This window comes from Acidovorax sp. A79 (genome assembly GCF_041154505.1).
Taxonomy (GTDB): domain Bacteria; phylum Pseudomonadota; class Gammaproteobacteria; order Burkholderiales; family Burkholderiaceae_C; genus Acidovorax.
The window spans coordinates 4547956-4572823 of sequence record NZ_AP028672.1 but is presented as its reverse complement, the minus strand read 5'-3'; the positions used below and the strand labels follow the sequence as shown (position 1 = coordinate 4572823).

The window sequence follows — 24868 nt, the reverse complement described above, 5'->3', positions numbered from 1 at the left end:
GTCCGCGCAGCGCTTAGACACCGTTATAGGGTAATACGCGCTTAGGACGCGGCCCCTGGCGGCCCGCCGGCCGCGCGGGCGGCCGATGTCAGGCCTTGGGCAGGGTCACGCCCACCTGGCCCTGGTACTTGCCCCCGCGGTCGCGGTAGCTCACCTCGCACACGTCGTCCTTGTCGCTCTCGAAGAACAGCACCTGCGCGCAGCCCTCGCCCGCGTAGATGCGCGCGGGCAGCGGCGTGGTGTTGGAGAACTCCAGCGTCACGTAGCCTTCCCACTCGGGCTCGAACGGGGTCACGTTGACGATGATGCCGCAGCGCGCATACGTGCTCTTGCCCAGGCAGATGGTGAGCACGTTGCGCGGGATGCGGAAGTACTCCATCGTGCGGGCCAGCGCGAAGCTGTTGGGCGGGATGATGCAGCTGTCGCCATGGAAGTCCACGAAGCTCTTCTCGTCGAAGTTCTTCGGGTCCACCACGGTGCTGTGGATGTTGGTGAACACCTTGAATTCGGGCGCGCAGCGGATGTCGTAGCCATAGCTGCTGGTTCCGTAGCTGATGATCTTGCGGCCCTCGGCCTCGCGCACCTGGCCTGGCTCGAAAGGCTCGATCATGCCGTGCTCGGCCGCCATGCGGCGGATCCATTTGTCGCTCTTGATGCTCATAGCAGAACTCCCTGCGCTGTGGCCCGCACAGTGGTGGACTGCCGGGCGCTATTAAATACGTAGCTGGTAGCGCATGAATATCAAGCGCTAGAGCCGTATTTTGCTTGAGAAATCACTGTTTCCTGCACCACCCGGTCGTCGCCGAGCACGATCAGCGCAAACAAAAGCTCATCCAGGTTGCGCGCCTGGCGGGTCTTGCGCGCCAAAAGGGGGGTGGCCTCAGGGTTCAGCACCACAAAATCGGCCTCGCAGCCCGGCTGCAGATTGCCCACCACGCCCGCCAGGCCCAGCGCCTTCGCGGCCCCCGCCGTGTGCCGCCACCACAGCTGCCGGGGCGACAAACTCAGGCCCTGCTTGCTCTGCCCTTCGCGGCCCACATAGTAGGCCGCCAGCATGGTGTGGAACGGGCTGAAGCTGGTGCCCCCGCCCACATCGCTGGCCAGGCCGTAGCCAAAGCCCACGCGGTCCGCGCCCGCGTAGTCGAAGAAGCCGCTGCCCAGAAAGAGGTTGCTGGTGGGGCTGACGGCCGCCACGGTGCCGGTGTCGCGCATCAGCGCCCGGTCGTCGTCGTCGAAGTGGATGCAATGGGCGTACACCGCGCGCTCGCGCATCAGGCCAAAGCCGTCATACACCGCCAGGTAGCTGCGCGCATCCGGAAACAGCTCGCGCGCCCAGCGGATCTCGTCGCGGTTCTCGGCCACATGCGACTGGATCCATACATCCGGGTAGCGCGCGGCCAGCTCGCCCGCGCCGCGCAGCTGTTCATGCGTGCTGGTGGGTGCAAACCGCGGCGTGATCGCGTAGCCCAGGCGGTCCACGCCGTGCCAGCGCTGGATCAGGGCCTCGGTGTCGAGCAGGCTCTGCTCTGTCTCGTCGCGCACGCCGTCGGGCGAGTGGCGGTCCTGCAGCACCTTGCCGGTGATCAGGCGCATCTGCCGGCGCTGCGCCTCCCCAAACAGCGCATCCACGGATGCGGGGTGCGAGGTGGCGAACGCCAGCGCCGTGGTCACGCCGTTGCGCAGCAGCTCGTCGACGAAGAAGCCCGCCACCTCGGCACCGTAGGCCGGATCGACAAAACGCGACTCGTGCGGAAAGGTGTAGTTCTCCAGCCAGGGCAGCAGGCCTTCGGCGGGGGAACCAATCACATCGGTCTGCGGAAAGTGGATGTGCATGTCCACGAAGCCCGGCGCCAGAATGCGCCCCGGCAGGTGGACGACGGGCTCGCCGGCGTACCGGTGCGACAAGGCCTGCCACCCGCCCGCCGCCAGCACCCGCTGGCGGCCGCCGGCGTCGGGGCCCACGGCCAGCAGGCCGTCTTCATCGTAGAGGGCCGTGCCGTCATCGGCAAAGCGCAGGAGGGCGGATCGGTAGACAGGCATGGCGCAAGCTTAGCGGCAGGGACCGCGGCTTGCATATGGCGCGCCCCATAGTGGCTATAGCGCGCGCCGGCGAGACGGCAGGATCACCGCGCCAGTTTGCCCTGCACCCCTTCCACCAGCCAGTTCATCTGCAGGATCTGCGCATCGGAGAGTGCCTGGCCCGCAGCGATCACTTCGTGCCCTTCGCTGTCCCGCACCGGGGCCTTGCCCGCGCGAAACGGCTGCAGCCTGCCCGCGCCAATGGCCTTCTGCGCGGCCAGCACCTCCTGCTGCACGGCCGCCGGCACCCGGGAGCCAAAGTCGCCCACGCGGATCATGCCCTCGCGCACCCCGCCCCAGAGGGCGGCGCTTTTCCAGGTGCCGCTCTGCACGGCGCGCACGCGCTCGGTGTAGTAAGGGCCCCACTGGTGGGTCACGGCCACGATCTGGGCATCGGGCCCGGTGCGGCGCATGTCCGAGTGGTAGGCCACGGCCATCTTGCCGCGCTCCTGCGCGGCGGCCATCACGGCCGTGGAGCCGGTGTGAAAGGCGATCACATCCACGTCCTGGTTGAAGAGCACCATGGCCGCATCGCGCTCCCTGGGCGGGTCGAACCACACGTTGATCCACACCACCTTCACGGTGGCCTGGGGGTTCACCGAACGCATGCCCAGCGTGAACGCGTTGATGCCCTGCAGCACCTCGGGGATCGGGAATCCCGCCACGTAGCCCGCCACGCCGGTCTTGCTCATGCGGCCCGCCGCGATGCCCGCCAGGTAGCGCCCTTCGTAGTAGCGCGCATTGGCCACGGCCACGTTGGCGGCCGTCTTGTAGCCGGTGATGGATTCGAACTTCACGTTCGGGTAGTCCTGCGCGACCTTGAGCGTGGGCTCCATGTAGCCGAAGCTGGGCGTGAAGATGATCTGGTGGCCCGTGGCGGCCAGGTCGCGGATCACGCGCTCGGCATCGGCCCCCTCGGCCACGTTCTCGACGAAGGTCGTCCTGACCTGGCTGCCCAGCGCGGCCTCCACCGCCTTGCGCCCTTCTTCGTGCTGGCGCGTCCAGCCCGCCTCGGTGATGGGCGAGACGTAGACGAAACCAGCCTTGACGGGTTCGGCGGGCGCCGCCCTGGGAGCGGCCGCGCCAGTCTGGGAAAAAACGGGGGAGATGAAAACGGCGCCCGCGAGCGCACTCACACAAGCCGCACGCAGTGCGGTGGCGAGGTTTTTGTACATGGTGTTCCTCTACATGGTCCCGATGACAGAAAAAGCAAAAGGCTGCCGGGACAGCAGCCTTTGCAAGGGCGGTATTGTAGCCAGTAGGGGGCGCCCGCGCTGGCGCAGCGCTTCCTCAGCGCAGCCGCGGCGTGTTCGACGGCGCGCCGAGGCGGAACGCGCCCACCACGTCCGCCAGGCGTGCGGCCTGGTCCTTGAGGCTCTCGGCGGCGGCGGTGGACTCCTCCACCAGGGCGGCGTTCTGCTGCGTCATCTGGTCCAGCTGGTTCACGGCCACGTTCACCTGGCTGATGCCCTGGCTCTGCTCCGACGCGGCGGCGCTGATCTCGCCGATGATGTCGGTCACGCGGCGCACGGAGCTCACGATCTCGTCCATGGTGCTGCCCGCGTTCTGCACGAGCGCGGCCCCCGATTCCACCTTCTCCACCGACTGGCCGATCAGGGTCTTGATCTCCTTGGCCGCTTCGGCGCTGCGCTGCGCCAGGCTGCGCACTTCGCTGGCCACCACGGCAAAGCCGCGGCCCTGTTCGCCCGCACGGGCGGCTTCCACCGCCGCGTTCAGCGCCAGGATGTTGGTCTGGAAGGCGATGCCGTCGATCGTGCCGATGATGTCGCTGATCTTCTTGCTGCTGGCGTTGATCGCGTCCATGGTGCTCACCACCTGGGCCACGACCTCGCCGCCGCGCTGCGCCACCTGGGCGGCCGATGCGGCCATCTGGTTGGCCTGCACGGCGGAGTCGGCGCTCTGGCGCACGGTGCTGGTGAGCTCTTCCATGGAGCTCGCCGTTTCCTCGAGGTTGGCGGCCGTCTGCTCGGTGCGCGCGCTCAGGTCCTGGTTGCCGATGGCGATCTGCGTGCTGGCGGTGGAGATGCTGTCCACCACGCCACGCACCTGCTGCAGCGAGCCGTGCAGCGCACTGCGCATGAGGTCCAGCGCCCGCAGCAGGCGGCCGGTTTCGTCGTTGGCGTAGCTGGCCTGCGGCGCACCGGTCAGGTCCATGTCGGCGATCGATTCGGCAATGGCCTCGGCGTGGCGCAAAGGACGCGTGATGCTGGTGGCCAGCAGCCAGGCCAGCAGCCCACCGAGCACCAGCGAGATGGCCGTGCACAGCTGCAGCAGCAAGGTGGTCTGCGCGCGCAGCTCTTCGCTGCGCTTGCCGGCGGCGTCCAGCTGGGCGCGCTGGGCATCCACCATCTCCTGCACGCCGGCCAGGTAGCTGCGCGAGGTGGGCTCGAAGCGCTCGGTGAACACCTTGTTCGCGTTCTCGGCGTCACCCGCCTGCTTGAACTTGCTCACCTCTTCCCGCGCGGCCAGATAGCTCTTGCGCAGTTCGCCCACCTTGGTGAACAGCTGCTTTTCCTCGGGCGTGTCCATTTTCGACTCGATGAATTTCTGCAGTTCATTGGTGTCGCGGATGGAAGCCGCCGTGGCGGGCGCGAAGTACGGGATCAGGCTGGCATCGCTGCTCTTGGCGATGGCCGCGGCACGCTGCACCCCGGACGTGGTGTGGCGCAGCCAGTCCGAGCCCGCCCGTTCGGTCTTGACGTTGTCGTTGACCATGGTGTCGATCTCGGCGCCAAGCTGGCCCAGCCGGACCACCGCCACGATGCTGCTCGCCAGGAACAGCGCGAGGATCACACCGAGCACCAGGGTAAGGCGCTTGCCGATGGACAACTGATTGAGAAACATGGAAAACACTCCGGTAGGAAACAGCGCAGACGCCTGCACAAAAAATTAGGGCCCCGTAGGGCCGTTTCAGGGCACGCGGGCATCCGGTGGATGCCAACAAATGCTTACAGAAACCCATGATTCTAGGGTTTACCCGGATTTCACCCGCAACGTGTGCGACGGTCCGGCGCACGCGGCGCCCCCACGCAGCGAAATCCCCTCAAAAACGGCGGCTCCCGCGAAGGGCCGGCATGACCAGCCTCCGCCTGCCGCTCGGGGAGCGTGCGCCTGCGTTCAGTAGTCGTGCTCCACGCACCGCTCGAAGGCTTCCTTGAGCTTGTGTTCCCACACGCGCTTGTCGGCGTTGCCGGCAAAACTCGCTTCGAAGCTGTTGAACGCCAGCTGGTAGGCATGGCGGGCTGTCAGGCCCGCAGCCGCGAACACCTGCGTGAAGTTCTCATTGATGTAGCCGCCAAAGTAAGCCGGGTCGTCCGAATTGACCGTGGCCGCAAGGCCGGCGTCCAGCAGCTGGCCCAGGTTGTGGTCGGCGAGGTTGGGGAACACGCACAGCTTCTGGTTGGACAGCGGGCACACCGTGAGGGCGATGCGGTCCTGCGCCAGGCGCCGCATCAGCGCGGCATCGTGCACGGCCTGCACGCCGTGGTCGATGCGCTCGACCTTGAGCACATCCAGCGCGCTCCAGATGTAGGCGGGAGGCCCCTCCTCGCCCGCATGCGCCACCAGGTGCAGGCCCAGTTCACGGCAGCGTGCGAACGCGCGCGCGAACTTCTCGGGCGGGTGGCCCACCTCGCTGGAATCCAGCCCCACGCCCACGATCTTGTCGATGAGCGGCATGGCCTGTTCCAGCGTTTCAAACGCGGACTCCTCGCTCAGGTGGCGCAGGAAACACAGGATCAGGGTCGCGCTGATGCCCAGTTCGGTGCGCGCGTCCTGGCAGGCGCGGTGCAGGCCGTTGATGACCGTCTCCATGGCCACGCCGCGCGCGGTGTGGGTCTGGGGATCGAAGAAGATCTCGGCGTGCAGCACGTTGTCGCGCGCCGCGCGCCCCAGGTAGGCGCGCGCCATGTCGTAGAAGTCCTGCTCGTGCAGCAGCACGCTGGCGCCCGCGTAGTAGATGTCCAGAAAGCTCTGCAGGTTGGTGAACGCGTAGGCGCTGCGCAGCGCGTCCACGCTGTCATAGGGCAATGCCAGCTCGTTGCGCTGCGCCAGCGCGAAGATGAGTTCGGGCTCCAGCGAACCCTCGATGTGGATGTGCAGCTCGGCCTTGGGCATGGCGCGCAGCAGTTCGGGCAGGCGTTCGGTGGAGATGGGAGGCACTTTAAACATCAGCAGACTCCAAAGGTGATGCCGCTGTGGCGCAGAAAGCGGCGGTAGAAGGATGATGCCTTGTCGGCGGCGGTATGCAACTCCGCCCGCAGGTCCAGCGGCAAGCACCGGGGCACCTGCGACTCCAGCACGGGCTGGTCCTGCGTGAAGATGGTGTGCTGGAACGCCTGCAGCTTTTCCGCCGGCGACTCGAAATCCGCCACCGCCAGGCGGAACCAGACGCGGCTGTGCACGGGCGTCACGGGGCAGATGAACAGCGCGATCGCCTCGCGCCAATCCCGTACCGCGGTGGTGCCGGCCTCGGGCACCTTGGTCAGCACCGCGGCATAGGGGGCCGTGACTTCATAGGTGTACTCCACCTGGGCCGGGGCGGTCGAATGCAGGTTGGACTGGGGCTGCCAGGCCTTGCAGCCCGTGGCGCGCAGGCCCGTGGGCAGGGACTCCACGCGGTAGTCGTCGATGGCCGTGGCCTCGCGCGTGCCCAGCCAGCCTTCGTGCACGAAGCCGAAGTGCGACATGTCCAGGAAGTTCTCGATGATGCGCGGCGCGCTCGCCGCCACGTCATAGGGGCCGCAGTTGAGCTTGCGCAGGCGCGCATCGTCCTCGGCGGCAAAGGCGGGCGGCGCGGCATCGCCGGCCTCGAGCCGCACCCACACCAGGCCGTGGGCCTCGTGCACGGCATGGCGGTGGGCGCAGTGCGTGGCGGGCGGGGTGAAATGCGGCAGCGCGGGCACGTGCACACACTGGCCGTTCGCGGCGAACTGCCAGCCGTGGTAGGGACATTCAAGCCGGCCCTCGTGCACGCGGCCGAGCGACAGGCGCGCACCCCGGTGCGGGCACTGGTCCGCGAAGGCCCGCGCATGGCCCTCGCCATCGCGCCAGAGCACGATGTCGCGCTCCAGCAGGCGCGCGGCCAGCGGGGCCTGCACGACATCCTCCGAGGGCGCGACAGGATGCCAGAGAGTGGCTTCGATCATGGTGGGCAGGGAATCTCGTGGTGCGTATGGTGATGATCGCGCCCCGATCGCGCGGGGCTGCGGGCGAGCATATCCGCAAGCGCCGTTCCACGCCTCCCCCGCCGCCCTGGAGGCCCGCTCCCCTTCGTTTCGGGGCGACGAAGGCGAGAGTGTGAGAGCGCCCCTTGGTCAGACCATCACATAGAGCTTGCGCACCGTCTCGCGGATCTCCCACACACCGCGCGTGTCGGGCGGGAAGAAAAGCGTGTCACCCGCACGGAACTCCAACGGTGCCGCGCCCTCCGCCTCAGGCGTGAAACGGCCCGCGCCCGCAAGGATGTGCATGACCTCGCCCGACGCCACTTGGCGCCGGAAGCGCCCCGGAGAGCACTCCCACAGCCCCGTGTCGCAGTCGGGCCGACCCGGCATGCGCACGTCCAGCCCCCGGATGGTGCAGGCCGGCGTGCTCAGGGGCACCGCAACGGGGCCCTGCTCCTGCAAATCCTGCGTGGTGGCGCTCTGCGCAATGGCCTGGATGCCCATGGGGCGACTCCTTGAAAGGGGAATGAATGGAGAAACGAAGAACGCCGTCAGCCCAGGGCGCGCACCGAGTTGCTCAGCGAGCGCGCGCAGGCCAGCAGCGACGGCCCCAGGCGGCTCTCGGCCTCCTCGGGCGTCCAGCGGCTCGTGGGAGCCACGATGTGCACGGCCGCCACGGGGCGGCCATGGCTGCCGATCACGGGGGCGCCCAGCGTCATGTCGCCCAGGAACAGCTCCTCGCGGTTGATGGCATAGCCGCGCTGGCGCGCCTGGTCCAGTTCGGCCAGCAGCGCGACCTCGTCCGTGATGGTGTGGCGGGTGTGGGCCGCGCGCTCGCTCGCGCGCAGCAGCGCCAGCGCCTCCTCGTTGGGCAGCGCGCTGAGCCAGGCACGCCCGGAGGCCGTGCAGTACATGGGGATGCGGCTGCCGATGGGCATGTGCACCGGCACGAACTGCGCGCTGATGAAGCGCGCCACGTACACCATCTCCAACCCGTCGGCTTCGGTAAGGCAAGTGGTCTCGGTCGTCACGTTGGTGAGTTCCGAGAGGTAGGGGTTGGCCAGGTCGATCAGCGGGTTGGCCGCGAGGTAGTTGTAGCCGATGCGCATCACGCGCGGCGTGAGCTGGTAGCGGCGCGTCTGCGGGTGCTTGCGCACGAAGCCCAGTTGCTCGAGCGTGAAGACCATGCGCTGCGCCGAGCTCTTGCTGATGCCCGCCGCCGCCGCCACGTCGGCCAGCGTCATGCTGCGCCGCTGCGCGCTGAAGGCGCAGAGCACGGCCAGCCCCTTCTCCAGCGACTGGTTGAACAGAGGGTTCGCGTCTTCGTCGGGCGGCTGCGGCGTATTCATGCAACGGAGTATAGCTCTCTCATCAGAAAATATCGCATATCGATTTATATAAATCTTTTAGTGGTTTGCACCTATTTATCTAAGATTTATTGAAATCGATAATTGGCACCGTTCTTGCAATGTTGCAGGCGTGGGGCGGATGCCGGTTCGGTGTCCGCGACTGCCCACGACGGTCCTCATCCCTCTCGTTCGCCACAGGAGTCACACCATGCACCGCTTCGTCCGCCACTTCCACCGCATTGCACTAGGCCTGTGCGCCGCAGGCGCCGTCACGCTGGCCGCCGCGCAGGGCAGCGCGCCCGCCACCTACAACGTGGGTGCAACGGCCACGGGCATTCCGTTCACCTTCCTCGACGTGAAGACCAACAGCATCCAGGGCATGATGGTGGACACCGTGCAGGCCGTGGCCAAGGCGGGCGGCTTCCAGGTCAACGTGCAGCAGACCGTGTTCTCGGCGCTGATCCCCTCGCTCACCGCCAACAAGATCGACATCGTCTCGGCGGCCATGCTCAAGACCCCCGCGCGCCAGCAGGTGGTGGATTTCAGCGACCCCGTCTACTCCTACGGCGAGGGCCTGATCGTGAAGGCCGACGACGCCAAGGCCTACGCCTCGCTCGACGACCTCAAGGGCGAGATCGTCGGCGCCCAGGTGGGCACGGTGTTCATCGACATGCTGCAGAAGAAGGGCATCTTCAAGGAGGTGCGCAGCTACGACTCGGTGGCCGACATGACGCGCGACCTCGCGCTCGGCCGCATCAAGGCGGGCCTGGGCGATCAGCCCATCATCGCCTACCAGATCCGCCAGAACACCTTCCAGGGCGTGAAGCTGGCCGAGGGCTACAAGTCCACCAATGTGGGTGATGTGTGCCTCGTGGTGCGCAAAGGCGACACGGCCACGCTCGAACGCCTGAACAAGGCCATCGCCGCGGTCAAGGCCGACGGCACTTTGGCCAACATCGTCAAGAAATGGGGCATCTGAGCCCCGCCCGCGCCGTCTTCGCCTGAATCCAGTAGTACGCCATGCAAGCCTTCCTGCAGCATGCGCGCGAGTTCCTGCCCATCCTGCTGCAGGGGGCGGTGGTCACGGTGCAGGTCACCGTGCTGTCGTTCCTGCTGTCCAGCGTGATCGGGCTGGTGCTCGCGCTCGGCAAGCTCTCGCCCGTGCGCGCCGTCTCGGTATGCGCCTCCACCGTGATCAACGTGATCCGCGGGCTGCCCATCATCGTGCAGCTCTTCTACATCTACTTCGTGCTGCCCGACATCGGCATCCAGCTCTCCGCCTTCCAGGCTGGCGTGATCGGCCTGGGCATCGCCTACTCGGCCTACCAGGCCGAGAACTTTCGCGCCGGCATCGAGGCCGTGGACCCCGGCCAGCGCGAGGCAGCGCTGGCCATGGGCATGCGGCCCGCGCTGCTGATGCGCCGAGTGGTCCTGCCCCAGGCCTTCCGCATCGCGCTGCCGCCCTATGGCAACACGCTGGTGATGATGCTCAAGGACTCGTCGCTGGTCTCCACCATCACCGTGGCAGAGATGACGCGCGCGGGCCAGCTCATCGCCTCGTCCACCTTCCAGAACATGACCGTGTACACGCTCGTCGCCCTGCTCTACCTGGCCATGAGCCTGCCGCTGGTCTGGGGCCTGCGGCGGCTGGAGCGCCGCTTCGGCGCGGGGAGGAAAGCGCCATGATCGAGATCGACCGCCTGGAGAAGGCCTACGGTGAGCACCGCGTGCTGCAGGGCGTGAGCCTGCGCGTGGAGCGCGGCGAAGTCGTGTGCCTGATCGGCCCCTCGGGCTCGGGCAAGTCCACGGTGCTGCGCTGCATCAACGGCCTGGAGTCGTACCAGGGCGGCGAGGTGCGCGTCTTCGGCGAGCGCGTGGACAACCGCGCGGCCTCCATTCATGCGCTGCGCAGCCGCATGGGCATGGTGTTCCAGCGCTTCAACCTGTTCCCGCACCGCACGGTGATCGAGAACGTGATGGAAGGCCCCGTGCACGTGAAGGGCGAATCGCCCGCGAAAGCCCGAGCCGAAGCGCTGGAGCTGCTGCGCAAGGTAGGCCTGGCCGACAAGGCCCAGGCCTGGCCCGCGCAGCTCTCGGGCGGCCAGCAGCAGCGCGTGGCCATTGCGCGCGCGCTGGCCATGAAGCCCGAGGCCATGCTGTTCGACGAACCCACCTCGGCGCTCGACCCCGAACTCGTGGGCGACGTGCTGGGCGTGATGCGCCAGCTCGCCGACGAGGGCATGACGATGATCGTGGTGACGCACGAGATGGGCTTCGCGCGCGAGGTGGCCGACCGCGTGTGCTTCCTGCACAGCGGCAGCATCGTCGAGGAAGGTCCTGCCGCGCAGGTGCTCGGCGCGCCGCGCCATGCGCGCACGCAGGACTTCCTGCGCCGCGTGCTGCGCGCGCCGGATGGAGGCGCGGCATGAGCGCCCGCGCCATCGCATCGCACCCCGACGCCCCCTCGCTGTGGGCCGCCACGGCGCCCGCGGCCCCCGCCACGCCCGCGCTCGACGCCTCGCTCTCCACCGACGTGCTCGTGGTCGGTGCGGGCTACACGGGCTTGTCCGCCGCGCTGCACCTGGCCGAGCGCGGCGCGCGCGTGTGCGTGCTCGACGCGCACGAGCCCGGCTGGGGCGCCTCGGGGCGCAACGGCGGGCAGGTCAACCCCACGCTCAAGCACGACCCTGACGACCTCGTGCGCCTGTACGGCGCCGAGCGCGCCGAGCCGCTGATCGATGCCGTTTCTTGCTCGGCCGACCTCGTGTACGACCTCATCGCGCGCCATGCCATCGACTGCGCCCCGGTGCGCGCGGGCTGGCTGCAGGTGGGCTACACCCAGCAGGCCGTGGATGGCATGCACGCGCGCGCCCGGCAGTGGGAGCGGCGCGGCGTGCGCGTGGACATGCTCGACCGCGCCGCCACGGCCGCGCGCATCGGCACGCCGGCCTTCGCGGGCGGCTGGCTCGACGGGCGCGCGGGTGGCATCCAGCCGCTGGCCTACGTGCGCGGCCTCGTGCGCGCGGCCCAGGACCTGGGCGTGAAGGTGCACGGCGGCTCGCCCGTGGTGGCGCTGGAGCGCCAGGGCGCGCACTGGATCGCCACCACGGCCACACCAACCGGGAGCCACCGCGTGCAGGCGCAGCAGGTGGTGCTGGGCACCAACGGCTATACCGACGGCCTGTGGCCAGGGCTGGCGCGCACGGTGCTCGCGGCCAACAGCTTCATCGTGGCCACGCGGCCGCTGGGCCCGGCGGGCGCCAGCATCCTGCCCGGTGGCGAGACGGGATCGACCTCGCAGCGGCTGCTGCTGTACTTCCGCAAGGACGCGCAGGGCCGACTGCTGATGGGCGGGCGTGGCCATTTCGCCGACCCGCAGGGGCCGCAGGACTTCGCACACCTCGAGCGCGCGCTGGCGCTGATGTTTCCGCAACTCGGCCCCGTGCAGTACGAGTACCGCTGGGCCGGGCGCATCGCCGTCACGCGCGACTTCATGCCGCACCTGCACCAGCCCGCGCCGGGCATCACCATGGCGCTGGGCTACAACGGGCGCGGCATCGCCATGGCCACCAGCCTGGGCCAGCACGTGGCGGCCCTGGTGGCGGGCGGCGGCGCGGCGGCCTGCCCATTCCCGGTCACGCCCCTTCAGCCCCTTCCACTGCACGGGTTGCAGCGCTTCTACATCGCGGCCGGCGTGGCCTGGTACAGCCTGCTGGACCGCGTGGGGAGGTAAACGGCCCGCCCAGCAAAAAGGCCGCCCGGGGGCGGCCTTTTTCAGGGGAGCGCTCCCGGCGCCAGCGCCGGGAAGCCCGTGCGGCTTCTTACTTCTTGTCGCCGCCGGGGATCTTGCCTTCCACGCCCTTGACATAGAAGTTGACACCGCCGAGGAACTTGTCGTCGGCCACCGCATCCTTGGCGAGCACTTCCTTGCCGTCCTGGCCCACGATCGGACCCTTCCAGATCTGGAACGAGCCATCGGCCAGGCCCTTCTTCACGGCTTCGACCTTGGCCTTGGTGTCGGCAGGCACGTCTTCGGCGATGGAGACGATGTCGATCGCGCCTTCCTTCACGCCCCACCAGCTCTGGCCCGTGGCCCACTGGCCTTCCAGCGCATCCTTGGTGGCCTTGATGTAGTACGGGCCCCAGTTGATCACGGCCGATGCCAGGTGGGCCTTGGGGCCATAGGCAGTCATGTCGGAATCCCAGCCGAAGGCGCGCTTGCCCTTTTCTTGCGCCGTCTTCAGCACGGCGGGCGAATCGGTGTTCTGGAACAGCACGTCGGCGCCGCCGTTGATGAGCGATGTGGCGGCTTCGGTTTCCTTGGGCGGGCTGAACCATTCATTCACCCAGACCACCTTGGTCTTGATCTTGGGGTTGACCGACTGCGCACCCAGCGTGAAGCTGTTGATGTTGCGGATCACTTCAGGAATCGGCACCGAGCCCACCACGCCCAGCGTGTTGGTCTTGGTCATGGCGCCGGCGATCACGCCCGCCATGTACGCGCCTTCGTAGGTGCGGCTGTCGTAGGTGCGCATGTTCTCGGCCGTCTTGTAGCCGGTGGCATGCTCGAACTTGATGCCCTTGTTGTCCTCGGCCACCTTGAGCATCGACTCCATGTAGCCGAAGGTGGTGCCAAAGATCAGCTTGTTGCCCTGGCCGGCCAGGTCGCGCAGCACGCGTTCGGCGTCGGCCGACTCGGGCACGCTTTCCACGAAGCTCGTGACCACCTTGTCGCCGAATTCCTTCTCGATGGCCTTGCGGCCGTTGTCGTGCGCGAACGACCAGCCGCCGTCACCCACCGGGCCGACATAGGCGAACGCGATCTTCAGAGGCTCGGGCTTGGGTGCCGGCGCTTCTGCCGCAGGGGCCGGTGCGGGCGCGGGGGCCGGTGCCGGTTCTTCCTTCTTGCCACAGCCCACGAGCGCGGCGGCGGCAACGGCGGAGAGCGCTGCCACCTTGAGCATGGAGCGTTTCTGCAGATCAGTCATGTCGGTTTCCTTGTTGAATGAAGAGTGAGACTTGCAAAGGTTGGGGACGAAAGCAGCAATTATGGGGCGATCTACCGTGGGGTAACCAGTTTTTGACGCACCGGCCCGCCCATTTCAGGAGCCCGGATAGAACGGTTTGCCCAGCGACGCCGGCATGTTGATGCGGATCCACGCCGGATTGCGCGAAATCAGCGCCAGCACGACGATGGTGGCCACATACGGCAGCATGCTCAGCAACTGGCTGGCCACCTGCACCCCCGTGGCCTGCAGGTGGAACTGCAACATGGTCACGCCGCCGAACAAATAGGCACCAAGCAACACCCGTGCCGGGCGCCATGTCGCGAACGTGGTGAGGGCCAGGGCGATCCAGCCCCGGCCGGCGACCATGCCCTCCACCCACAGGGGCGTGTACACCGTCGAGATGTAGGCGCCCGCCAGCCCGCACAGCGCCCCGCCCGCCACCACCGCCGCGAGGCGAATGCGCCGCACCGGATAGCCCAGCGCGTGGGCCGACTCGGGCGACTCGCCGACCGAGCGCAGCACGAGCCCGGCGCGCGAGCGGTACAGGAACCAGATCAGCCCCGCGACCAGCAGCATGGTGAGGTACACCAGCGGATGCTGCTGGAACAGCGCGGGCCCGAGCAGCGGCACGTCGCCCAGCACCGGAACCGCGTACTTGGGCAGCTCGGGCAGCTTGGCCTGCACGTAGCTGATGCCGGCGAACGCCGAGAACCCCACGCCGAACAGGCTGAGCGCCAGCCCGGTGGCGTACTGGTTGGTGTTGAGCCAGATCACCAGCACGCCGAAGATGGCGGCCAGCACGGCGCCGGCGGCCATGCCCGCCGCAAACCCGAGCCAGGTGTTGCCCGTGTGCACCACGGTGGCGAAGCCCGCGATGGCGGCGCACAGCATCATGCCTTCCGCCCCAAGATTGACGATGCCGGCCTTTTCGTTGATGAGCAGGCCCAGGGCCGCAATGGCCAGAACGGTGCCCGCGCTGAGCGTGGCGCCGATGAGCAGTGCATAGGACTCCATCAGACACCTCCTTTCCTGGTGCCGACCCAGCGCACGCGGTAGGCAATCAACGTGTCGCACGCCAGCAGCGTGAACAGCAGCAGGCCCTGGAACACGCCCGTGAGCGATTTGGGCAGCCCCATGCGCGACTGCGCCAGCTCGCCACCGATATAGAACATGCTCATGAGGATGGCCGAGAGGATCATGCCCACGGGGTGCAGGCGCCCCACGAAGGCGACGATGATGGCCGCGAAGCCGTAGCCCGCCGGCACGTAGGGCGTGAGCTGGCCAATCGGCCCCGCCACTTCCAGCGCTCCCGCCAGGCCTGCCGCGCCGCCCGAGATCAGCAACGCCGTCCACAGCGCCTTGCGCGAGGAGAACCCGGCGTACCGCGCCGCCGCCGGGGCCAGTCCGCCGACCTGCTGCGCGAAACCGGCCCGCGTGCGGAACAGGAACACCCACAGCGCCGCCGCCCCGGCCAGCGCCAGCAAGAGGCCGATGGACACCCGCGAACCCTGCATCAGGCGCGGGATCTGCGTCACTTTCTCGAAGGTCTTGGTCTGCGGAAAGTTGTAGCCCATGGGGTCCTTCCACGGGCCGTAGACCAGATAGCCCAGCACCAGCGTGGCCACATAGACCAGCATCAGGCTGACCAGGATTTCATTGGCGTTGAACTTGTCTCGCAGCAGCGCCGTGAGCCCCGCCCAGGCCATGCCACCCAGCACCCCGGCGAGCAGGATGGCGGGCACGATCCACGGGCCGGTGGTCTTGTCGGCCAGCAGCGCCACGCCGCCCGCCACCACGGCGCCGATGACGAACTGGCCTTCGGCGCCGATGTTCCACACGTTGGAGCGGAAACACACGGCCAGGCCGAGCGCGATGAGCAGCAGCGGCGTGGCCTTGACCATGAGTTCGCCGATGGCGTACTGCGACTTGACGGGTTCCCAGAAGAACACCTGCAGCCCGCGCACGGGGTCCTTGCCCAGCGCCACGAACAGCGCGACGCCGATCAGCACCGTGATGGCCAGCGCCAGCAGCGGCGAGCCATAGGTCCAGAGCTTCGACGCCTGGGGACGCGGTTCCAGCTTAAGCATGCTGCACCTCCCCGGCCCGCGCCTGCTGCTGGTGCTGCTGCGCCAGGTGCGCCTGCACGTCGGCATGCCACAGGCCGCTCATCCATTCGCCGATGAGGCCCACCGTGGCCTCGGCACGCGGCACCGAAGGCGACAGGTGCCCCTTGGCCACCACGTGCAGCCGGTCGCAGATTTCAAACAATTCGTCCAGCTCCTCGCTCACCACCAGCACGGCGCAGCCCGCATCGCGCAGCGCCAGGATGGAGCCCCGGATCTGCGCGGCCGCGCCCACGTCCACGCCCCAGGTGGGCTGCGAGACGATGAGCAGCTTGGGGTTGGCGTCAATCTCGCGCCCCACGATGAACTTCTGCAGGTTGCCCCCCGACAGCGACCTGGCCGCTGCGTTGGGTCCACCCGCCTTCACATTGAAGCGCCGGATGATGTCCTCGGCATGTTTTTGCAGCGCGCCCACCTTGATCCAGCCACTGCCGCCGACCGAATTGGTGCGGGTGAGCAGCAGGTTGTGCGCCAGCCCCATGGTGGGCACGGCGCCCCGGCCCAGGCGCTCCTCGGGCACGAAGTGCAAGCCCAGCGCGCGGCGCTGGCCGGGGCCCATGCGACCCGCGTTCTGGCCGGAGACCTGGATGCAGGCCGCGTCAGCCCGCTGGTCTTCGCCCGACAGCGCGTAGAGCAGTTCCTTTTGCCCGTTGCCCGACACACCGGCAATGCCCACCACCTCGCCCGCCTTCACCTCGAACTGCAGGTCGATCAAATCCACCCCGAACTGGTCGGCACGCGGCAGCGACAGGCCCTGCACACGCAGCACCGTGGCGCCGGTCTGCAGCGCGCGGTGTTCCAGCGCGGGCGGCTCGGCGCCGATCATGAGGCGCGACAGGGACGCGTTCGATTCTTCCGCCGGATTGCACACGCCCGTGACCTTGCCGCCGCGCAGCACGGTGCACGCGGTGCACAGCGCGCGGATCTCGTGCAGCTTGTGGCTGATGTAGAGGATGCTGCAGCCCTCGCTGGCCAGCTTGCGCAGCACCACAAAAAGCTTTTCGACCGCCTGGGGCGTGAGCACCGAGGTGGGCTCGTCCAGGATCAGCACCTTGGGGTTGGTGAGCAGCGCGCGGATGATTTCCACGCGCTGCATCTCGCCCACGCTGAGCGTGTGCACGGGGCGCAGCGGGTCGATGTCCAGGCCATATTCGGCCGCCTTGGCGGTGATGCGCTGCGTCACCTCGGCCAGCTGCAGGCTCTTGTCCAGGCCCAGCCACACGTTCTCGGCCACCGTGAGGGTGTCGAACAGGCTGAAGTGCTGGAACACCATGGCGATGCCCAGCGCCCGCGCCTCTTGCGGGTTGCGCACCTGCACGGCCTGGCCGTTGAAGAACACGCTGCCTTCGTCGGGCTTGACCGATCCGTAGATGATCTTCATCAGCGTGGACTTGCCCGCGCCGTTTTCGCCCAGCACCGCATGGATCTCGCCGGGCAGCACCGTGAGCGACACGCCGCTGTTGGCCACCACGGCCGGATAGCGCTTGGTGATGCCCATGAGCTGCAGCCGGGGCGGCGGCGGCGCGCCCGGGGCGGGAGGAGTAGGAGGTGAACTCATGCGGTGGATTGTCTCTCAGTTTTACAACTTGTTATAAGAATGGAAACACCTTCTTGCGCTTGTTCAGCATGCCCAAGCAGCTATTCTTTTCGTAGCGAAGAGGCCACGGTTTTCACACATTCGCGCAACCACGCGGCAGCGGCGGAGTGGTGCGTGCGCGCATGCCACAGCTGGTAGTACATGAGGCGCGGAAAAGGCACCGGGCACGGCAGGATGGCCAGCGGCAGCTGCTCCACATAACGCTCGCAATACTGGCGGCCCGTGGTCAGCACCAGCAGGCTCGAGGCCACGATGCTGGGGATGAGGCTGAAATGCGCGCAGCGCGCCGTGATGTGGCGCTGCATGCCCAGGTTGTCCAGGTGGGCGTCGATCACGCCGCGCGCGCCGGGGTGGGTGGGCGTGGGCGCGATGTGTTCGGCCGCCAACCAGCTTTCCACGTCCCAGCCGCGCCGCACGGCGGGGTGGTCCTTGCCCACCAGGCAGACGACCTCGTCTCCGAACAGGCGGCCCATGTGCAGGTCGTCCGGCGGCTGCGGCCAGTTGCCGATCACCACGTCCACCTCGCCCTGCGCCAGGTGCGCATGGTAGTGCGCGTCGGCCGAGAGGGGCAGGATCTCGATGGGACACAGCGGGGCCTCCACCTTGATGCGGGACACCAGCTGGGGCAGGAAGAGCGGATCGAGGTAGTCGCTGGCGGCCACGCGGAAGGTGCGGGTGGCGGTGCGCGGATCAAACCCGCGCGCATCCGAGAACAGCGCCTCGGCCGAGCGCAGGATGGCGCCCGCGGGCTCCACCATGCGCAGCGCGGCGTCGGTGGGCATCATGCTGGCGCCCGAGCGCACCAGCAGCGGGTCGCCCGCCAGGTCGCGCAGGCGCTTGAGCGCGGCCGACACCGCCGGCTGGTGCATGCCCAGGCGGACGGCGGCCCTCGATACGCTGCGTTCTGTGAGCACGGTGTGCAAGACCCTTATGAGATGGAGGTCTATCTTGTCGAAAAGGGCGTGGTCTCTCATAGCAGTGCGTGCATTGATGTCATAAGCTTGTACTTATGCTGGCGGCCATTGGGCGCCCTACCCTCTGATGAACACGACTTGCGCAAAACAGGGCTCAGGCAAACCGCATCGCTCCAAGGCAATGCGGACGTCGCATCCCGATGTGCGCAGGTCCTCATGAATTGACAGCAATCGAAGAAGCGGCATCCGTCATGACCACTCAACCCTTGCAATTCCTGCGCCGCGGCCAGCCCGTGGCGCTGGGCAATGTACCACCCGATCGCACGCTGCTGGAGGTGCTGCGCGAAGACCTGGGCAACACCGGCACCAAGGAGGGCTGCGGCGAAGGCGACTGCGGCGCCTGCACCGTGGTGCTGGGCGAGGCACGGGACGGCAAGGTGCACTACAGCGCGGTGAACAGCTGCATCCGGCTGGCGCATTCGGTCCACGGCATGGCGCTGTGGACGGTGGAGGACCTGGCGGAAGACCCGTTGATCCAGCCCGTGGGCGATGCCGCCCCGGCTCCTCGTCCACCCATCACGCTGCATCCCGCACAAGAGGCGATGGTTCAGTGCCACGGTTCTCAATGCGGTTTTTGCACCCCCGGTTTTGTGATGAGCCTCTTTGGGATGTACCAGAAACACATCGCCCCCACGCTCCCCACTGCGTGTGGTTCGCGGCCCCCATCCGGGGAAGGGCCCCCGGATTCCCGCGCGCCCGGGGCCCTCGCGCCTAGGGGCGGCCCGTCGGCGCTCGACCACGTCCGCCACGGCCAACCCATCACCCGCGAACTGGCGCAGGAAGAACTCTCCGGCAACCTGTGCCGCTGCACGGGCTACCGCCCCATCCTGGACGCCGCGCAGCACATGGCCGCCCTGCCCGCAATGGCTGTGAACGAACCTCTTTTGCTACAAAAACTGGAGCTACTCGCGCTTACCCATCCAGCGCCAGAGGCCAATTCTTCTTATATTTCACCCACCACACTGCCTGATCTGCTGGCCGCGCGGGCGGCACACCCCGCAGCGCAGGTGGTGGCAGGCTGCACCGACGTGGGCCTGTGGGTGACCAAGCAGCACAAGCAGTACGCACGCATCCTGGACGTGACCCGCGTGGCCGAACTGCGGCAGGTTCAACAGGACGCGCACCACATCACGCTCGGGGCCGCCGTCACCCTGACCGACGCGTTTGCCGCACTGACCGCGCAGTGGCCGCGGCTGCACACCTTTGCCACGCGCTTCGCGGGCCTGCCCGTGCGCAACTCGGGCACGCTGGGGGGCAACGTGGCCAACGGCTCGCCCATTGGCGACTCCATGCCGCTCCTGATCGCGCTGCGCGCCCAGGTGGTGCTGGCCAGCGTGCGGGGAGAACGCACCCTGGCGCTGGAAGACCTGTACACCGGCTACCGGCAGAACGTGATGGCACCCGACGAGCTGCTGGTGCGCATCGTGGTGCCCAGGCCGGGGGTCACGGAAGTGCTCAGGGCCTACAAGATTTCCAAGCGGTTTGACGATGACATCTCCGCCGTGTGCCTGGTCATCAACCTGGACATCGAAGCCGACGTGGTGCGCCGCGCCAGCATCGGCGCGGGCGGCGTGGCCGCCACCCCGGCCCGCGCCCGCCAGACCGAAGCCGCGCTGACCGGCCAGCCGTGGAACGCCGACACCATTGCCCGCGCCGCACAAGCGCTGCAGGGCGAGTTCAACCCCATCTCGGACATGCGCGCCAGCGGTGCCTACCGCCGCACGGTGCTGGCCAGCCTGTTGCAGCGCTTCTGGCTGGAGAGCCAGGGCGAAGAGGCGGTGAGCGTGGAGAACTTCCGCCTGGAGGAAGCCGTATGAACCAGCGCGACACCTTGCCCGGCGGCCTGCCCGTGAGCCGCGATGCCGTGGACGACCCCGTGGTCGCCAGCGCCGACGCCCACGCCGCCGAACCCCTGGCCCCGCCGCAGGCCAGCGCGCCCGCCAGCACCCGCGCCATGGGCCAGTCGCACATCCACGAAAGCGCGCGCGCCCAGGTGGCGGGCGCGGCCCACTACATCGACGACCTGCCCGAGGTGAAGGGCACGCTCTATGCGGCGCCCATCCTCTCCACCGTGGCGCACGGCACCTTGAACAGCGTGGATGCCAGCGCCGCCCTGGCCCTGCCCGGCGTGCGCGGCGTGGTGCTGTCGTCCGACGTGCCAGGCGACAAGCTGCTGGCCGCCTTCGCGCACGACGAGCCCGTGTTCGCCATCGACACCGTGCAGCACGTCGGCCAGGTGATCGGCCTGGTGGTGGCCGACTCGGTGATGCAGGCGCGCCGCGCCGTGCGCGCCGTGAAGCTGGACATCACGCCGCTGCCCGCCATCCTCACCGTGAAGGAAGCGCTGCGGGCCGAAAGCTATGTGCTGCCGCCCGTGTTCGTGCGCCGGGGCGATGCACAGGCCGGCCTCGCGCGGTCGGCGCACCGGCTGCAGGGCGCCTTCGAGGTGGGCGGGCAGGAACACTTCTACCTCGAAGGCCAGATTGCCTACGCGCTGCCGCTGGAGCAAAGGCAGTGGTGGATCTATTCCAGCACCCAGCACCCGGGCGAAGTGCAGCACTGGGTGGCCCACGCCCTGGGGCTGGACAACCACGCGGTGCGCGTGGAGTGCCGGCGCATGGGCGGCGGCTTCGGCGGCAAGGAGACCCAGGCCGGCCACCTGGCCGTGTGGGCGGCGGTGGCGGCCAGCAAGTTCGGGCGCCCCGTCAAGCTGCGGCTCGACCGCGATGAAGACTTCATGGTCACCGGCAAGCGCCACCCGTTCGCGTACCAGTACGACGTGGGCTTTGACGGCGCGGGCCGCATCACCGGCCTCGCGCTGCACATGGCGGCCAACTGCGGTTTCAGCGCCGACCTGTCGGGGCCGGTGGCGGACCGCGCCGTGTTCCACAGCGACAACGCCTATTTCCTGAGCGACGTGGAGATCGCTTCCTACCGCTGCAAGACCAACACCCAGAGCCACACCGCGTTCCGCGGCTTTGGCGGGCCGCAGGGCGTGATCGTGATCGAGGCCATCCTGGGCGACATCGCGCGCGCCCTGGGCCGGGATGCCCAGGACGTGCGCCTGGCCAACCTGTACGGCAAGGACGCCGGGGAGGGCCGCAACGTCACCCACTACCAGATGACGGTGGAGGACAACATCCTGCACGAACTGATGCCGCAGCTGGAGCGCGACGCCGGCTACCGCGAGCGGCAGCACGCCATCGCGGCCTGGAACGCCACCAGCCCCGTGCTCAAGCGGGGCCTGGCGATCACGCCGGTCAAGTTCGGCATCAGCTTCACGGCCACGCTGTTCAACCAGGCCGGCGCGCTGGTGCATGTGTACACCGACGGCAGCGTGCAGGTGAACCACGGCGGCACCGAGATGGGCCAGGGCCTGCACACCAAGGTGGCGCAGATCGTGGCGGACGAACTGGGCGTGCCGCTGTCCCGGGTGCTCGTCACCGCCAGCGACACCAGCAAGGTGCCCAACGCCAGCGCCACGGCAGCGTCCAGCGGCACCGACCTGAATGGCCGCGCGGCGCAGTTCGCGGCGCGCAACGTGCGCGACAACCTCGCCTCCTTCGTGTGCGGGCTCGACAGCTGCGGCGCCGGCGCCATCCGCTTCGAGGGCGGGCAGGTGATCTCGCCCAAGAAGGTACGCCTGTTCGACGACGTGGTGAAGGAGGCGTACGCCAACCGCATCCAGCTGTGGAGCGACGGCTTCTACCGCACGCCCAAGATCCACTACGACAAGGCCACGCTCACGGGCCGGCCGTTCTACTACTTTGCCTACGGGGCCGCGTGCTCCGAGGTGGTCATCGACACGCTCACCGGCGAAAGCCGCGTGCTCAAGGTGGACATCCTGCACGACGTGGGCCACAGCATCAACCCGGCCATCGACATCGGCCAGATCGAGGGCGGCTTCGTGCAGGGCATGGGCTGGCTCACCACCGAGCAGCTGGTGTGGAACGACAAGGGCACCCTGGCCACGCACGCACCGAGCACCTACAAGATCCCGGCGACGGGGGACATCCCCGCGCACTTCCGCGTGAACCTGTGGCCCGAGGCGAACCGCGAGGACAACGTGGGCGGCAGCAAGGCGGTGGGCGAGCCGCCGTTCATGCTGGCGATCAGCGTGTACGAGGCGCTGCGCAATGCGGTGGCGGCGGGGCGTGGGGATGAAGCCACGGGGCCCGTGGTGCTGACGGCACCGGCGACCGCGGAGAATGTGCTGCGGGCGTTGGGACGCCTGACGGACTGAGTGAGCCCCCGGGCACTGGCCGGCCTGGGCCGGCAGACGCCGCGGAACGGGCTTTGCCAGGCCGCTGGCGGTGTCCCCGGGGGGAAGACGCCAGGCGGCTCAGGGGGGCCTTTCATGCAGGCCCCAGCGCCATCCTCCCCGATGCGGTCGCCTGGTTCGCGTGCCGTGTCTCCACCCGGTTGCGCCCCGCCCGCTTGGCGTCATAGCAGGCCATGTCCGCCGCATACAGCACCGAGGGCACGTCCTGCAGGCTGGCATCGAGCACCACGAGGCCGATGCTCACCCCCAGCGTGAAGCTGCGCCCCTGGTACGAAGGCTCCCAGTCCTGCACGGAGGCACGCAGCTGCTCGGCCACGGCCTGGCCGCGCGCCAGCGCGCAGCCGGGCAGCACCACCGCGAACTCGTCGCCGCCCAGCCGCGCGGCCCAGCCGACCTGGCGCACCTGGGATTCGAGCAGGCGGGCCACATGGCGCAGCACATCGTCGCCCGCATCGTGGCCGGCGATGTCATTCACCACGGTGAAGTGGTCCAGGTCCAGGAACAGCACCACGCCGTCCCCGGCGGTGTCGCCGCCGTCCCCCTCCGGCGCGCGCGGCCGCGCCGAGCGCTCGGCCAGCAGCAGGCCCAGGCGCTCGTCGAACGCGCTGCGGTTGTAGAGCTGGGTGAGCGCATCGTGCGTGCGCTCCCAGGCATGCTGCATCTGCGCCTCGCGCGCGGCGGTGATGTCCTCCAGGATCCAGACCGTGCCGCCACCCATCTCGTCGGGCCGCACGCCGCGGCCCTGCACACGGGCCCACACGGGCGAGCCGTCCTTGCGCATGAAGCAGACATCGCCGTCGAAGACACCGTGCGCGGCAAACTCGGCCTGCACCCGTTCGCCGATGCGCACATAGTCGGAATCATTGGCGTACAGGGTGCGGGCGGGTCGGCCCTGCAGCTCCCCTTCTGCGTAGCCCAGCATCACGCAGGCCTGGCGGCCCACCACCTCCAGGATGCCGTGGCGCGAGATGACGATGCCCACGGATGCGCTGTCCAGAACGGCCTGGAATTGCCCGTCCAGCGTGGCCTTGTGCTGCTGCTGCAGGCTGCCCTGCTGCACCATGCCCTGGAACACGCGCACGAGTTCGCCCACCTCGCCGTCCGCGCGCGGCCAGGCAATGTCCTGCACGGCCCCGGCCCGCGCGCCCCGGCGCAGCATCTGGCGCGCGCTGTGCGTGAGCTGCGCCAGGGGCTGGGCCATCCAGGCCATGAGCACGGCCACGAGCAGCATGCACAGCGCCATGCTGGCGGCGGCCAGCCACCAGGCCTCGCGCTGCGCGCCCTCCAGCGGCGCCAGCAGCGCCTGCGAGGGGCTGACGCGCGCCACGATCCACTGCGGCAGCGGCATGCCCGCCATGCTGACGATGTGCTGTGCCTCCAGATGGGTCGTGCCCCGCCCCACCACCGGCTGGGACTGGTCGAGCCAGCGGGCGTACACGGGGGCGAGGCCCGCCTCGTCGCGCACCTTGCCCAGGATGCGGGCGGGGTCCGAGTGCGACAGGATGGTGCCGTCGCGCGTGAAGACGATGAGCCGCGAGTCATCGCGCGCGGGCAGCGCCATGGACGGCGGCAGCAGCCCCTGGGACTGCAGCCGCAGCGCGCCCGCCACCACGCCCAGCACGGCGCCATCCTCGCGGTGCAGCGGCATGGTGAACATCACGCGCGCATCGCCGGTGCGGCCCGCGATGAGCTCCGACACCAGCGGCTTGCCATCGATGAGCGTGCGGCGCAGGGCGTCGCGCTCGGCCGGGTCCAGGTCGGCCGCCTTTTCCAGGCGCCCCGCCCGCAGGTTCAGCCGCAGTTCGCCGTTGTCGCGGGCCACCTGCATGGCATCGAAGAACTGCACGGCCGGCAGGCCCTGCTGCAGCAGCCATTCGAGGGTGGACGGGGATTCCAGCATGCCCGGCGTGATGCCGGCGGCCACGGTGCGCAGCACCTTCTGGCTTTGTTCGATCTTGCTGGCCAGCAGGCGGGCCACGACCTCGACCTCGTCGGTCTGCTGGCTCACCACGCGCCGCACGGCCTCCTGCCCGGACGCCCGCGTGACGAGCCATGCCGACACCGTGCCCGACAGGGCCACCGCCAGCACCGCCGCCAGCATGAGCCGAAGCACCAGGGTCCCAGGCACAAACCAGCCCGGCGCGTCGTGCGGCGGCGCGGGGTGGGCGGGAGGCTTCATGGACACTCCGCTCTGGGAGCACCCCGGCAAGCACGGGAAGTGGCGTTGGGCATCGGAACGGGTCAAACCGGACAGGTCCCAACAAATATA

Annotated in this window: 20 protein-coding genes; 6 read left to right on the top strand and 14 right to left on the bottom strand. The window is 68.6% G+C overall.

Translation table 11 applies throughout. The annotated features are described in order from the left end of the window. Positions 1–88: 88 nt before the first annotated feature. The 8 genes from dcd to ACAM51_RS21010 all read right to left on the bottom strand — a co-directional run bounded on the left by dcd (position 89) and on the right by ACAM51_RS21010 (position 8614). Complete coding sequence (gene dcd / locus ACAM51_RS21045) at positions 89–661, bottom strand: dCTP deaminase (protein WP_056167817.1); 573 nt, start codon at positions 659–661, stop codon at positions 89–91. Between the two features lie 80 nt (positions 662–741). Beyond that, entirely contained in the window at positions 742–2040 is a 1299-nt protein-coding gene (gene guaD, locus ACAM51_RS21040; protein ID WP_218293630.1) for a guanine deaminase, read from the bottom strand. Between the two features lie 83 nt (positions 2041–2123). Beyond that, complete coding sequence (locus ACAM51_RS21035; RefSeq protein WP_369641752.1) at positions 2124–3254, bottom strand: BMP family ABC transporter substrate-binding protein; 1131 nt, start codon at positions 3252–3254, stop codon at positions 2124–2126. A 115-nt stretch (positions 3255–3369) separates the two neighbouring features. After that, entirely contained in the window at positions 3370–4944 is a 1575-nt protein-coding gene (locus ACAM51_RS21030) for a methyl-accepting chemotaxis protein (protein WP_218293628.1), read from the bottom strand. Positions 4945–5217: 273 nt separating this feature from the next. Continuing rightward, positions 5218–6270 carry an adenosine deaminase gene (locus ACAM51_RS21025; RefSeq protein WP_369641751.1) on the bottom strand — a complete coding sequence of 351 codons (1053 nt, stop codon included), beginning with the start codon at positions 6268–6270 and terminating at the stop codon, positions 5218–5220. Then, positions 6270–7247, bottom strand: a complete 978-nt coding sequence (locus tag ACAM51_RS21020; protein WP_369641750.1) for a Rieske 2Fe-2S domain-containing protein — start codon at positions 7245–7247, stop codon at positions 6270–6272. The genes ACAM51_RS21025 and ACAM51_RS21020 overlap by 1 nt, the downstream gene beginning before the upstream one ends. Positions 7248–7415: 168 nt before the next feature. Next, entirely contained in the window at positions 7416–7769 is a 354-nt protein-coding gene (locus ACAM51_RS21015) for a cupin domain-containing protein (protein ID WP_218341454.1), read from the bottom strand. A gap of 47 nt (positions 7770–7816) precedes the next feature. Further along, the gene (locus ACAM51_RS21010; protein WP_218341455.1) at positions 7817–8614 is read right to left on the bottom strand and encodes an IclR family transcriptional regulator; all 798 of its coding nucleotides are present in this window, start codon (positions 8612–8614) and stop codon (positions 7817–7819) included. A 208-nt stretch (positions 8615–8822) separates the two neighbouring features. On the opposite strand from ACAM51_RS21010, the gene ACAM51_RS21005 reads away from it, so the two are divergent. The 4 genes from ACAM51_RS21005 to ACAM51_RS20990 are packed head-to-tail and all read left to right on the top strand — an operon-like array spanning position 8823 to position 12347. Next, entirely contained in the window at positions 8823–9593 is a 771-nt protein-coding gene (locus ACAM51_RS21005; RefSeq protein ID WP_218341456.1) for an ABC transporter substrate-binding protein, read from the top strand. 41 nt (positions 9594–9634) lie between these two features. After that, the gene (gene ehuD, locus ACAM51_RS21000; protein ID WP_218341457.1) at positions 9635–10300 is read left to right on the top strand and encodes an ectoine/hydroxyectoine ABC transporter permease subunit EhuD; all 666 of its coding nucleotides are present in this window, start codon (positions 9635–9637) and stop codon (positions 10298–10300) included. Further along, the gene (locus ACAM51_RS20995; RefSeq protein WP_369641749.1) at positions 10297–11043 is read left to right on the top strand and encodes an amino acid ABC transporter ATP-binding protein; all 747 of its coding nucleotides are present in this window, start codon (positions 10297–10299) and stop codon (positions 11041–11043) included. The genes ehuD and ACAM51_RS20995 overlap by 4 nt, the downstream gene beginning before the upstream one ends. After that, positions 11040–12347, top strand: coding sequence for an NAD(P)/FAD-dependent oxidoreductase (locus ACAM51_RS20990; protein ID WP_369641748.1), 1308 nt, complete (start codon positions 11040–11042; stop codon positions 12345–12347). The genes ACAM51_RS20995 and ACAM51_RS20990 overlap by 4 nt, the downstream gene beginning before the upstream one ends. Before the next feature lie 88 nt (positions 12348–12435). On the opposite strand, the gene ACAM51_RS20985 is transcribed toward ACAM51_RS20990, so the two are convergent. From ACAM51_RS20985 to ACAM51_RS20965, 5 genes are all read right to left on the bottom strand, one after another. Continuing rightward, on the bottom strand, positions 12436–13602 hold the full coding sequence (locus tag ACAM51_RS20985) for a BMP family ABC transporter substrate-binding protein (RefSeq protein ID WP_218293625.1): 1167 nt from the start codon (positions 13600–13602) through the stop codon (positions 12436–12438). A 114-nt stretch (positions 13603–13716) separates the two neighbouring features. After that, complete coding sequence (locus ACAM51_RS20980) at positions 13717–14637, bottom strand: ABC transporter permease (protein WP_218293624.1); 921 nt, start codon at positions 14635–14637, stop codon at positions 13717–13719. Continuing rightward, complete coding sequence (locus tag ACAM51_RS20975; RefSeq protein WP_218293623.1) at positions 14637–15710, bottom strand: ABC transporter permease; 1074 nt, start codon at positions 15708–15710, stop codon at positions 14637–14639. The genes ACAM51_RS20980 and ACAM51_RS20975 overlap by 1 nt, the downstream gene beginning before the upstream one ends. Continuing rightward, on the bottom strand, positions 15703–17304 hold the full coding sequence (locus ACAM51_RS20970) for an ABC transporter ATP-binding protein (protein ID WP_369641747.1): 1602 nt from the start codon (positions 17302–17304) through the stop codon (positions 15703–15705). Before ACAM51_RS20970 ends, ACAM51_RS20975 begins: the two co-directional genes overlap by 8 nt. Positions 17305–17384: 80 nt before the next feature. Further along, positions 17385–18317 (bottom strand): LysR family transcriptional regulator, encoded by a 933-nt coding sequence (locus ACAM51_RS20965; protein WP_218293621.1) that lies wholly within the window; start codon positions 18315–18317, stop codon positions 17385–17387. A gap of 191 nt (positions 18318–18508) precedes the next feature. On the opposite strand from ACAM51_RS20965, the gene ACAM51_RS20960 reads away from it, so the two are divergent. Both ACAM51_RS20960 and xdhB read left to right on the top strand, forming a co-directional pair. Beyond that, positions 18509–20134: a xanthine dehydrogenase small subunit gene (locus ACAM51_RS20960; RefSeq protein WP_369641746.1), complete on the top strand. Its 1626-nt coding sequence runs from the start codon at positions 18509–18511 to the stop codon at positions 20132–20134. Next, a complete protein-coding gene (xdhB, locus tag ACAM51_RS20955; RefSeq protein WP_369641745.1) occupies positions 20131–22560 on the top strand; it encodes a xanthine dehydrogenase molybdopterin binding subunit in 2430 nt (809 codons plus the stop codon). The genes ACAM51_RS20960 and xdhB overlap by 4 nt, the downstream gene beginning before the upstream one ends. A gap of 112 nt (positions 22561–22672) precedes the next feature. Here xdhB and ACAM51_RS20950 read toward each other — a convergent pair whose 3' ends face one another. Then, positions 22673–24778 (bottom strand): diguanylate cyclase, encoded by a 2106-nt coding sequence (locus tag ACAM51_RS20950; protein ID WP_218293618.1) that lies wholly within the window; start codon positions 24776–24778, stop codon positions 22673–22675. Positions 24779–24868: the final 90 nt, after the last annotated feature.